Below are 11,008 nucleotides of genomic sequence, written 5' to 3'. Positions count from 1 at the left end.
CAAAACACTCACTTTGATCAAAAAACCCCCTACTGGACCTTCCGGTTTAATCCCCCCCCCCCACACCCAAACACGGGTTTTCCCATGCGGTGGCTCAAAAAACCGGGCGCGCCCGGCCCCCCCCCCCCCACCAGGCTTGGGAGGCTTAGCGAGCCGCGGTCCAGCCCTTGTAATCCTTCAAATTGTCGGCCGTGATCAGCTTCGGGTCGAGCAGCACCGTCGGCTCGGCCGGCTTCTTGCCGGCAAGCAGGTCAGCCGCCATCGTCAGCGACTGGCCGGCCATCACATAGGGATCCTGCGAGGCAGAGGCCTTGATCATCGACGTGCCGGAACCGAGTTCCTTCTCGATATCGGGCGCACCGTCGACCGCGGTGAAGATGAACTCAGAACGGTTGAGCTGCTTGGCCGCAAGCTGGGCGCCAATCGCCGTCGGATCGTTGATGGCGAAGACCGCGTCGATCTTGTCGAAACGGGTCAGCAGCGACTGGAACACTTTCAGGCCGCCGTCACGTGAGCCTTCGGCGTTCTGGTCATCGGAAAGGATCTTGATGTCGGGGTGTTTTGCCAGCACGTCCTTGCACCCCTTGACCCGCTCCAGGATCGACGACGAGGCCGGGCCGTTGAGGATGACGTAGTCGCCCTTGCCGCCAGTATGATCGACCAGATACTGGCACGCCTCTTCGCCGGCCTTGACGTTGTTGGTCATCACGGTGACGTCGGCGCCCGGCGCCGAAACGTCGAAGGCGGCAACGACGATGCCGGCCGCCTGCGCCTTCTTCACCGCCGGCGCGATCGCCTTGGCATCGACGGCGTTGAGCATGATGACGTCGACGCCGGCGGCGATGAAGGAATCGACCTGCGACACCTGCTTGTTGAGGTCGTAGTCGGCCGATACCGAGGTCACCTGCACATTCGGGTTGATCTTCTTGGCCGCGTCCTCGATGCCCTTGATGGTGGCGACGAAGAACGGGTTGCCGAGCAGGCCGACCGAGATGCCGACCTTGTTCAGATCCTTTGCCGATGCCGGCGCGATGGCGGCGGCCGCAAGGGCGACGCCGCAGAGCAGTTTAGCGATGGTCTTCATTGTTTTATTTTCCTCCTGATGCCCCGCGCCTCTCACGGTGCGTTACACATGAAACCGGCTCGTTGGATGCCGGCGACTAAGGGCCATCACGTTCTTGCTCCTGCCTGGAGCCGGTAACGGTCGAGGGCGACCGCCACGATGATGACCAATCCCTTGATGATGTACTGCCAGATGTCCGAAACACCGGCGAGTATGAGCCCGTTGGACAGCACGGCGATGATCAGGCCGCCGATCAGCGTGCCCCAGATCGAGCCGACGCCGCCGACGAAGCTGGTGCCGCCGAGGATGACCGCGGCGATCGCGTCCAACTCGTAGGACTGGCCGAGCTGCAGCCCGTTGGCGGCATAGAGCCGGGCCGCCGACATGGCGCCGCCAAGGCCGGCCAGAAGGCCGGAAACGCCGTAGACGAAGAGCAGCACCAGCGGCACCTTGATGCCGGTCAGCCTGGCGGCCTCGGCATTGCCGCCGACAGCGTAGATCCAGGTGCCGAGCACTGTGCGCTTGAGCACCAGCCAGGACAGCACGACGACCGCCAGCGCGATGATGACCAGCCACGGAATGCCTAACAGCGAACCGTTGCCGATGAAGTCGAACGGCAGGTCCGCGTTGAACACCGTGGTGTCCTGGCCGAGCAGGCGGGCGACGCCGCGCACGGCGGTCAGCGACCCAAGCGTGACGATGAACGGCGGCAGTCTGATATAGGCGATCAGCAGCCCGTTGATGACGCCGAAACCGAGCCCGACGAGAATGGCGGCCGGCACGCCCAGCAGTCCCCAATCGGGCACCAGCGACACCATCACCGCCACCATCGCCGAGGCGGCAAGGATGGAGCCGACGGACAGGTCGATGCCGCCGGTCAGGATGACGAAAGTCATGCCGGCCGCCAGCACGATGTTGATCGACGATTGCTGCATGACGATCAGCAGATTGGTCTGGGTGAAAAAGCGCGGGTTGATGAACTGGAAGCCGACCGCCAGCAGGATCAGGATCGGCAGCATGCCGAGTGCGGCGATGGCGGTACGCCACCTCGTGCTCCTGCCGACCGCCCGGTCGTCCGCTTTCATCGTGTCGGCCACCTTGTCGGTCATCGCTGAGCCGCTCCCGTTGCAAGTTCCATGATCGCTTCCTGCCGCAGCGGCTCGCCCTTCGACGCCGTCACCTCGCCGGCAATGGTGCCGTCGCGCATCACCAGCACGCGGTCGGCGATGCCGATCACCTCCGGCAGTTCGCTGGAGATCATCAGGATGGCGATGCCTTTCTTGGCCAGGTTGTCGATCAGCCGGTAGATCTCCGACTTCGCCCCGACATCGACGCCGCGGGTCGGCTCGTCGAGGATGACGACCTGCGGCTCGGTTTCCAACAGGCGGGCGAGCAGGACCTTCTGCTGGTTGCCGCCCGACAGCGAGCCGGCATTGGCCTGCACTGAGCCGGTGCGGATGGAGAGATCCGACACCGCCTTGGCGGCGCGCTTTTCGGCAGCATTGAAGTCGCGCAGGCCGCCGGCCTTCGCGTCCCTTGCCAGCACGCCCATGCTGATGTTGTCGGAGATCGACATGTCGAGAAACAGGCCAAGTTGCTTGCGGTCCTCGGTTAGGTAGGCGATGCCGGCATCGAGCGCCTCGCTCGGCGAACCGATGGATATCGGTTTGCCGCCGAGCTCCAGCGTGCCCGATATGTGCCTGTCGGCGCCGAAGATCAGCCGTGCCAGTTCGGTGCGGCCCGAACCGACCAGGCCGGCCAGTGCCAGCACCTCGCCCTTGTGGAGGTCGAAGGAACAATTCTTGATGAGATTGCCGTCCGACATACCGCGCACCGACAGCGCGACGGCGCGCTTGCTGTCCGGCGGGCGGTGATCCTTCTTGTAGAAGGTCGACAGATCGCGCCCGACCATCATCGATACCAGCCGCGAGGCGTTCAGATCGGCACGGTCGAGCGTGCCGACAAAGCCGCTGTCGCGCAGCACGCTGACGCGATCGGCGAGCTGGTAGACCTCTTCCATGCGGTGGCTGATGTAGATGATGGCGATGCCTTGCGCCTTCAGCGTCGCGATCACCTCGAACAGCCGGTCGGTCTCGCGCGAGGTCAGTGACGTGGTCGGCTCGTCCATGACGATGATGCGCGCATTGGTCGACAGCGCGCGGGCGATTTCGACCAGCTGGCGTTCGCCGAGCGACAGGCTGGCGACCGGAGTGCGCGCCGAGAAGGCCACGCCGAGCCGCGCGATGATCTCGCTGGCGCGCCGGTTGCACTGCTCGCGATCGACGACGCCGAACCGTCGCGGTTCGTTGCCGAGAAAAATGTTCTGCGCCACCGACAGATTTGGCGCCAGCGACAGCTCCTGATAGATGACCGCAATGCCGGCCGCGCGCGCCTTGATCGGGTCGCCGGTGGCGGCCGGCACGCCGTCGATCAGGATCTCGCCGCCGGGGTCCGGCCGGTAGGCGCCGGACAGCACCTTCATCAGCGTCGACTTGCCGGCACCGTTCTCGCCCATCAGCGCGTGCAGCTCGCCGGCGTGAACGGTCAGCGACACATCGTGCAAGGCGCGGATCGCACCGAACGTCTTCGAGATATGGCGCATCTCCAGCACCGGCTGGCGCACCGTCTCGATCCGGGCGGCGGCGCTCATCGCGCACCTCCTGCAGCTGCGCTGACCACAGCCCGGTCGGCGGCAAGGCCGCGCCAATCATTGCGGTAACCGGCAAGGCCGCTGAAGCTTGCCGCATGCACCGCCTCCGGCGCCTCGGTGGCAAACTCGCGTCCGACGCTTTCGAAGGCAAGTGCGGCGGCACCGGTGGCGCTGCCCTCCAGCGTTGCGCCCTGAAGGAAGGCCTGCCCGGGCCGCAACTGCGCCAGCAACGCGGCAAGCAGCCCGCCATTGTTCAGGCCGCCGTCGACGATCACCGTATTGTCCGAATGGATCAGCTCGAGGCACAGATCGACCATCAACGCGACATAGAGCAGCGCCATCGCCGCGCGTTCCTCGCCATTGGGCGTACGCCCGACCAATTCGCCGCGTCGGTGCGGCATCGGGCCGCCGGGCGCGAAGCTCGGCAGCGCCATGATGCCGGCGTCGATCACCCGTTGTATCGATGACGGCGCGATTGCGCCCTGCCAGCCGGCGCTGATCGTCGCGAATTCGCGGCCGCCCATGAAGCGGATGGTCGGCACCGGGCCGCCATCGACATCGACATTGACCAGCATGTCGCGCTCGCCATCGAGTGCATCGAGCGGACAGTCCGGATTGAGCACGACCACCCAGGTGCCGGTCGAGACCACGGTCACCGGCCCGAGCTGCTGCCGGCGGTAGGCATGGAGCGCGGCATTGCTGTCGTGCACGCCATTATGGATGGCGACCGGCTTCGCGGCCTGACCGAAGCGCTGCTCGCCGATCACCGCGCCGGCACGCTCGAAGGCGGGCATCTGGCCGCGCCAGCCCTCGGCATCGACCAGCGAGCTGAAATCGCGCTTGCGCGGCGCCCATAAATGCGAGTGGCAGCCGAGATACGACACTTCCGATACCGGCCGGCCGCCAAGGCGCCAGCTCCAATATTGGGGGTAGCCGAGGATCGATTTCGCTGCGGCGAAGGCACCGGGCTCCACCTGCTTCAGCCACAACATGTGGCGGCCATAGTTGAAGCCAAGCGGCAGGCGCGGCGAAAAGGTCTCGGCAAAATCCGGAATGCGGCGGTCGATCTGCGCGGCGATTTCAGCTGGCGGTTCCTGCTCGTAATCGAGGATCGGATGCGTCAGCGCGGCTTCGTCGACCAACGCGAAAGTGCAGCCATGGCCGGATACCATCAGCCCTTCCACGCCGTGCGTGTCGACTGCATCATCGATGGCGCGAGCCGCCCATTCGTGCAGCGCTGGCTCGTCGAGCACGCTGAAGCCGTCTTTGCGGATCCAGCTCGGCTGGGTGCGGCGCTCGTCGAGGATCTGTCCGTCCTGGCCGAAGACGAACAGCTTCGAATTGGTCTTGCCGAAATCGAGGACGGCGATGTTCACTAGGCGCCTCCCGAGGAAGCGGCGATCCGCACCGTGACGCCGGCATCCTCAAGCATGCGCGCATCGGCGTCGGACAGGCCGTCATCGGTGACCAGCGTGCCGATCCGCGACAGCGGCAGCGCCACGTTGCGCGCGTGGATCGACAATTTGCGGCTGTCGGCTAGCACGACGATCTGGTCGGCGCAGAGGCTGAGCTCGACGATTGAGCGGACCAGCAGCGGATGCGATTCCAGAAGGCCTTCCTGGCCGATGCCTTGCGCGCCGAGAAAGAACTTCGAGGCGTAGAACGGCACCGTCTGAGTCAGCGAATGGATGATGCCCGGCTCGCGGTGCAGTTCGCCGCCGGCGACCGTCAGGCTGCAATGGCCGTGGTCGCTGAGATAGGCCGCGAGCGGCATCGAGTTGGTGTAGAGCCGGATGTTTCGGTCGGCGAGCTTGACGCCGAGATGGAAGCAGGTCGAACCGCCATGCACGATGACCGCGTCGCCGTCGCGCACCATGGTGGCGGCGAGAGCGGCGATCTGCCGCTTGGCCTCGACGGCGAGGTCGCGGTTCTCGTCATAGGGCCTTGCATAGGCGACGCCGGCTTGCGAAGCGCCATCAAGCGCCGAGATGCCGCCATAAACCTTGCGCGCTTCGCCGGCCTCGTCGATCTTGTCGATGTCGCGCCGCACCGTCGCCGCCGACACGCCAAGCCGCTCCTGCAGCTCACGCACCGATGCGAAAGGCCGGTCCCGCAAAAGCTCGACGATCTGGCGCTGGCGGCCGGAGTCGCTCAATCCTTACCTCCCAATGCGCTTGCCTCCCAAGCATTTTGCACGGCATGCCATTTTGCACGGCAATTGGTGCAACTTACTCAACGCCCCGCTGATTGCAAGCCTGATTTGACGCGATAACATCACTGTTGACGTAACTTACTCGCATCTGCGATACCAGCGTCGGTCTTCGTCCAGGCAACGGGACGTCCAAAGCCGTGGCCACGCGGCCGGTGTGTGGAGGAATTTCGATGACGATCAGTGCGGATGCGCAGGAACTGGCAGCGCTGCGGTCGCTTTCGGCCGAGATCGGCAGCGACCCGCATCTGACCCAGGCCGCCGGCGGCAACACCTCGCTGAAAGCCGGCGACACGCTCTGGATCAAGGCCTCCGGCACCTGGCTGAAGGACGCGCTCACCGCAGACATCATGGTGCCGGTCGGCATCCCGCCATTGCTCGACGCCATCGAACGGGGCGACCCGGCCGCCGAACAGCCACAGGCCTTCACCGTCGGCGCCCTCAACCCACGCGGCTTGCGCCCGTCGATCGAGACCACCGTGCATGCGCTGATGCGGCAGCGCATCGTTTTGCATGTCCACTGCGTCGAGACCATTTCGCTGGCCGTGCAGGCCGACTGCGAGGCCGAGGCCGCCAGGCGGCTCGACGGCCACCAATGGGCGTATGTTCCCTATCGCCGGCCGGGACTGCCGCTTGCCCAGGGCATCGCCGAGCGCCTGCGGCCAGGCGTGGATATCCTGATCCTCGGCAATCACGGTCTGGTCGTTGCGGCCGAGACCGTCGCCGCGGCCGACATGCTGCTGCGGCGTGTGACACGGCTGCTGGCGCGGCCGCCGCGCCAGGTGGCGGAACCGGACATCGCGGCATTGACGGCGCGCGCCGGCGGCAGCGCCTACAGACTGCCGGCCGAAGTCGAAGCGCATGCGGTGGCGATCGACCCCGAAAGCTGCCGCATGGCGTCAGGGGGCAGCCTCTACCCCGACCATGTCATCTTTCTCGGCGAGGGTTCGGTCGTGGCGAGACCGGGCGAGGATGTGAAGCGCGTCATCGAGCGCTGCGGCGCCGCACCCGTGGCGATCCTGTTTCCCGGCCTCGGCGTGCTGATGCGCAGCGACGCCGGCGCCGGTGCCGACGCCATGCAGCGCTGCCTCGCCGACGTGACGGCGCGGGTCGATGTCGCGGCGAAGCTGAATTATCTGACAGCGGCAGAGAATGACGAACTGATCAACTGGGATGCCGAAAAATATCGCCAGAAACTCAATGCCGGAGGCAGCTGACATGCCGCTTTCGTCTGGCCCACTTGCCGTCGGCATCGACATCGGCACATCCGGCGCGCGCGCCGTCGCCATGCGTCCGGATTTTTCCATTGCCGCGCATTCCGCTATTGCCCTCGAGCGATTTGGGCCGAACGGCCGCGACCCCGCCATATGGTGGGAGGCGGTCGGCGCGACGTTGGCGGAACTGCTCAAATGTATCGATCGCGCGGCAGTGCACTCGATCGCCGTCGACGGTACGTCGGGCACGCTGCTGCCGGTCGACCGCGCCGGGCGACCGCTGGCCGAACCGCTGATGTACAACGACAAGGTCGCTGACGACACTATCCTGACTGCAATAGCCGGCGCGGCACCGGCAACGAGCGCTGCACTCGGGGCGACGTCCGGTCTCGCCAAGGCGCTGTCTTTCCAGCACCTGCCCGGCGTCGCCACTGTGCTGCATCAGGCCGACTGGATCGCCGGACAGTTTTCCGGCCGCTTCGATGTCAGCGACGAGAACAACGCCCTGAAGACCGGCTACGACGTCGAGGCCCGGCGTTGGCCGGACTGGATCGCGGCGACCGGCATGCGCATGGAATTCCTGCCTGGGGTCGTGCGGCCGGGCGATGTCACGGGCACGCTTACCGCCAGCACTGCGAAAATATTCGGCCTGCCGCGCGACGTGGTTATCGTTGCCGGCACGACGGATGGCTGCGCCTCGTTCCTGGCGACAGGCGCCACGACAGTCGGCGACGGCGTTACCGCGCTCGGCTCATCGCTGACCATCAAGATCCTCTCCGACCGGCCGATCTCGGCGCCGCAATTCGGCATCTACAGCCATAGGCTGGGTGACACGTACCTGGCGGGCGGCGCCTCGAATTCCGGCGGCAAGGTGCTGGCCCAGCATTTCCCCGTTGCCCGCATTGTCGAACTCAGCAAGAAGATCGACCCGGCGACCGAGACCGGCCTCGATTATTACCCATTGCCGGAACCGGGCGAACGCTTCCCCATAGCCGATCCGGCGCTGCCGCCCCGCCTCGAGCCGCGGCCCGCCGACGACGCCGATTATCTGAAAGCGATGTTCGAGGGTATTGCGGCGATCGAAGCGCTCGGCTATCGCCGGCTTGCCGAACTCGGCGCACCCCGGCTGACATCGGTCAGGAGCGTCGGCGGCGGTGCGGCCAATCCGGCCTGGACAGCGATCCGGCAGCGCAAGCTCGGCGTCGCTCTCGTACCGGCTTTTTCGGAGGAGGCCGCTGCCGGCACGGCGCGGCTGGCGCTGATGGGCGCAAGCGCAGCGGGGCTTTTATGACGGCCAAGGCAATTCAACACCTCGACGGCATCGCCGCACTGATCGACCGCTATCAGGTGTTCCTGCTCGACCAGTTTGGTGTGCTGCACGACGGCACCAGCGCCTATCCAGGTGCTGTCGAAGCCTTGTCGGCACTCAAGCGCGCCGGCAAGACCATCGTGCTGATCTCGAATTCCGGCAAGCGGGCGCAACCCAATGAGCGCCGCCTGCTGAAGCTCGGCTTCGAACCGGGAAGCTGGGATCACTTTGTCTCCTCCGGCGAGGTGGCGTGGCGCTCCTTCCACCAAATGGCGGCCTCCGGAGCCCTGCGCCCGCAGACAAAATGCCTGCTGATCCGCCGCGACAATGACCGTTCGGCTGTCGACGGCCTGCCCTTCGTCCTGGCCAGGGACGGCGACGATGCCGAACTGGTGCTGATTTCCGCCAGCGAGGGCGATCGCTACGACCTCGACCATTATCGCCGGCTTCTTGGCCCGGCGGCGGCGCGCCGGGTGCCATGCTTCTGCACCAATCCCGACAAGATCATGCTGACTGCCGTCGGCCCTCGCTTCGGCGCCGGCCGGCTCGCCGATCTCTATGAGAGCCTCGGCGGCAGCGTGGCGCGCATTGGCAAGCCCAATCCGCAGATATTCGAGGCCGCGCTGGCACTGGCGGGCCACCCGGAGCGCGACAGCGTGGTCTGCGTCGGCGACAGCGTCGAGCACGACATCGCCGGCGGCAACGGCGTCGGCGTCGCGACGACGCTGGTCCTGTCGGGCATATTGGCGGGGGCGCCTGACCTCGAGGACGTTTTCGCCACGCTCAACGCCCGTCCCGACTACATCGCGGATAGCTTCAGGTTTCGCTGAGTTGTTAAGGCGAAACAAAGCTAATCGAGGTTGAAACGACCGATCACCGGCACATGGTCCGAGGGCCGTTCCCAGCCGCGCGCCGGCCGCAGGATTTCATAGCCGGCAAAATGCGACACCAGGTTTGGCGACGACCAGATATGGTCGAGGCGGCGGCCGCGATTTGAGGCCTGCCAATCCTGGGCGCGATAGCTCCACCAGGTGTAGAGTTTCTCCTCGTAAGGCACATTGAGCCGCATCAGGTCGATCCAGTTGCCGGCGAGCCGCATCGCCTCGAAGTTTTCCGTCTCGACCGGCGTATGGCTGACGACGTTGAGGAGCTGCTTGTGCGACCAGACATCGTGCTCGAGCGGCGCGATGTTGAGGTCGCCGACCAAGATCGAGCCGGAGTGCTCGCCATGCTCGGCGCGCACGGCGTTCATCTCGGCAACGAAATCGAGCTTGTGCTTGAACTTGCGGTTGACGGCCGGGTCGGGCTCGTCGCCGCCGGCCGGAACGTAGAAATTGTGCAGCAGGATCGTCTTGCCGCCGGCGTTCACGGTGACCGACAGATGTCGGCTGTCGTCGATGTCGCAGAAGCGGCGCTTTTCGACCACCTCGATCGGCCGCCGCGCTATGGTCGCAACGCCGTGATAGCCCTTCTGGCCATGGAAGGCGATGTGCTCGTAGCCGAGCTTGCGGAACGCCTTCTCCGGAAACAATTCGTCCGGAACCTTGGTTTCCTGCAGGCAGAGCACGTCCGGCGCCTGCTCGACCAGCAGGCGCTCGACGATCGGCATGCGCAGCCGGACGGAGTTGATGTTCCAGGTAGCGATGGAAAACGGCATGTGGGGTTCCGGACAACGCAAGATCCGCCGGATGGCTCCGACGGAAGTCAATCGCGGAAACTACTGCCAGCCGCGCACCGCAAAAACAAGCCGCCCGCACCAACGCGGAAGGCCCCTTAGCGGTAGAAAGCTACCGCGTCTTGGTGTTCAGCTCGCGGTTCGCCGTATAGTCGATGGCGAAGGTGTCGGGGGCGAAGCTGACGCCCTCCTTGGTGTTGAAGATCATCACCGTCGTATCCTTGCCTTGCGCATCGGTGATGGTCCACTGCCGCAATTCATAGGATTTCGGATCGAACATCATGGTGATCTTCGAATTGCCGAACACCGATTTGTCGGCAAGCTGGATGGTGGTGAGGTCGTCCTCTTCCTTGACGCTTCTGACGCGTCCGCCCGAGAGATCGATCTTGTCGTCGAGCAGCAGCTTCAGCGGCGTCTTCGACAGCGGGTAGAGGTCAGAGGTCCGCAGCTTCTTGTTGAGGATGACCACCGACTTGCCGTCGGAAATCACCCTGAAATTCGAGGCGCCATCATAATTGAAGCGGATCTTGCCCGGCCGTTCCAGAAAGAACTTGCCGCCGGTCTGCTCGCCCTTGGGTCCGAACTGCACGAACTCGCCGCTCATCGATTTGACCGAGGAGAAATGATCGGCGATCTTCTGCGCCGTCGCCGGAACCGCTGCTTGCGCCGCCGCCAGCAGCTGGAAGCCGGGCACGAGATTGGCGGCCGCCGCACCGGCCAGGACCAGACCGAGGCCGAGCACCTGCCGGCGGGTTGGGGCGAAATCCCTGCTTGGGGCGAAAGCTGCGTTTTTCATGCCGGTCACCATCATCTGATTGCTTGCTCGTTATATTGGTCTGGCCCCCCAGTTGGGCTTAAGTTTGGCGGGCCGCACGGCGCCCGTCCGTT

10 protein-coding genes are annotated in these 11,008 nt (G+C 65.2%); 3 read left to right on the top strand and 7 right to left on the bottom strand.

All coding sequences use genetic code 11. The features are described from left to right. Window positions 1–145 precede the first annotated feature (145 nt). The 5 genes from NKH21_RS23915 to NKH21_RS23895 all read right to left on the bottom strand — a co-directional run bounded on the left by NKH21_RS23915 (window position 146) and on the right by NKH21_RS23895 (window position 5,868). Window positions 146–1,084, bottom strand: a complete 939-nt coding sequence (locus tag NKH21_RS23915; RefSeq protein ID WP_352668109.1) for an ABC transporter substrate-binding protein — start codon at window positions 1,082–1,084, stop codon at window positions 146–148. Between the two features lie 86 nt (window positions 1,085–1,170). Further along, window positions 1,171–2,148, bottom strand: coding sequence for an ABC transporter permease subunit (locus tag NKH21_RS23910; protein WP_502903445.1), 978 nt, complete (start codon window positions 2,146–2,148; stop codon window positions 1,171–1,173). 20 nt (window positions 2,149–2,168) lie between these two features. Continuing rightward, the gene (locus tag NKH21_RS23905) at window positions 2,169–3,713 is read right to left on the bottom strand and encodes a sugar ABC transporter ATP-binding protein (RefSeq protein ID WP_352867922.1); all 1,545 of its coding nucleotides are present in this window, start codon (window positions 3,711–3,713) and stop codon (window positions 2,169–2,171) included. Further along, window positions 3,710–5,089 (bottom strand): FGGY-family carbohydrate kinase, encoded by a 1,380-nt coding sequence (locus NKH21_RS23900; RefSeq protein WP_352668104.1) that lies wholly within the window; start codon window positions 5,087–5,089, stop codon window positions 3,710–3,712. Before NKH21_RS23900 ends, NKH21_RS23905 begins: the two co-directional genes overlap by 4 nt. Beyond that, window positions 5,089–5,868, bottom strand: a complete 780-nt coding sequence (locus NKH21_RS23895) for a DeoR/GlpR family DNA-binding transcription regulator (RefSeq protein ID WP_352668102.1) — start codon at window positions 5,866–5,868, stop codon at window positions 5,089–5,091. Before NKH21_RS23895 ends, NKH21_RS23900 begins: the two co-directional genes overlap by 1 nt. 227 nt (window positions 5,869–6,095) lie before the next feature. Between NKH21_RS23895 and NKH21_RS23890 the strand changes: the two genes are divergently transcribed. The 3 genes from NKH21_RS23890 to NKH21_RS23880 are packed head-to-tail and all read left to right on the top strand — an operon-like array spanning window position 6,096 to window position 9,275. Beyond that, window positions 6,096–7,139, top strand: a complete 1,044-nt coding sequence (locus NKH21_RS23890; RefSeq protein ID WP_352867918.1) for a class II aldolase/adducin family protein — start codon at window positions 6,096–6,098, stop codon at window positions 7,137–7,139. A 1-nt stretch (window position 7,140) separates the two neighbouring features. Next, a complete protein-coding gene (locus tag NKH21_RS23885) occupies window positions 7,141–8,427 on the top strand; it encodes an FGGY-family carbohydrate kinase (protein ID WP_352867915.1) in 1,287 nt (428 codons plus the stop codon). Continuing rightward, complete coding sequence (locus NKH21_RS23880) at window positions 8,424–9,275, top strand: TIGR01459 family HAD-type hydrolase (protein ID WP_352867912.1); 852 nt, start codon at window positions 8,424–8,426, stop codon at window positions 9,273–9,275. The genes NKH21_RS23885 and NKH21_RS23880 overlap by 4 nt, the downstream gene beginning before the upstream one ends. Window positions 9,276–9,295: 20 nt before the next feature. On the opposite strand, the gene NKH21_RS23875 is transcribed toward NKH21_RS23880, so the two are convergent. Then, on the bottom strand, window positions 9,296–10,102 hold the full coding sequence (locus tag NKH21_RS23875) for an exodeoxyribonuclease III (protein ID WP_352867909.1): 807 nt from the start codon (window positions 10,100–10,102) through the stop codon (window positions 9,296–9,298). Window positions 10,103–10,232: 130 nt separating this feature from the next. Continuing rightward, window positions 10,233–10,916 carry an outer membrane lipoprotein carrier protein LolA gene (locus NKH21_RS23870; RefSeq protein WP_352867907.1) on the bottom strand — a complete coding sequence of 228 codons (684 nt, stop codon included), beginning with the start codon at window positions 10,914–10,916 and terminating at the stop codon, window positions 10,233–10,235. Window positions 10,917–11,008: the final 92 nt, after the last annotated feature.

The sequence above is a fragment of the Mesorhizobium sp. M1329 genome (assembly GCF_040318035.1).
Classification (GTDB): Bacteria; Pseudomonadota; Alphaproteobacteria; order Rhizobiales; family Rhizobiaceae; genus Mesorhizobium.
The sequence above is the reverse complement of the archived record's forward strand: the minus strand, read 5'-3'. Positions and strand labels throughout refer to the sequence as shown.

Bases quoted from the DNA above. Each gene is read 5' to 3' on its own strand.
- NKH21_RS23880 (WP_352867912.1), top strand. From the start codon at position 8,424: ATGACGGCCAAGGCAATTCAACACCTCGACGGCATCGCCGCACTGATC.
- NKH21_RS23885 (WP_352867915.1), top strand. From the start codon at position 7,141: ATGCCGCTTTCGTCTGGCCCACTTGCCGTCGGCATCGACATCGGCACA.
- NKH21_RS23875 (WP_352867909.1), bottom strand. From the start codon at position 10,102: ATGCCGTTTTCCATCGCTACCTGGAACATCAACTCCGTCCGGCTGCGC.
- NKH21_RS23890 (WP_352867918.1), top strand. From the start codon at position 6,096: ATGACGATCAGTGCGGATGCGCAGGAACTGGCAGCGCTGCGGTCGCTT.
- NKH21_RS23915 (WP_352668109.1), bottom strand. From the start codon at position 1,084: ATGAAGACCATCGCTAAACTGCTCTGCGGCGTCGCCCTTGCGGCCGCC.
- NKH21_RS23905 (WP_352867922.1), bottom strand. From the start codon at position 3,713: ATGAGCGCCGCCGCCCGGATCGAGACGGTGCGCCAGCCGGTGCTGGAG.
- NKH21_RS23910 (WP_502903445.1), bottom strand. From the start codon at position 2,148: ATGAAAGCGGACGACCGGGCGGTCGGCAGGAGCACGAGGTGGCGTACC.
- NKH21_RS23870 (WP_352867907.1), bottom strand. From the start codon at position 10,916: ATGAAAAACGCAGCTTTCGCCCCAAGCAGGGATTTCGCCCCAACCCGC.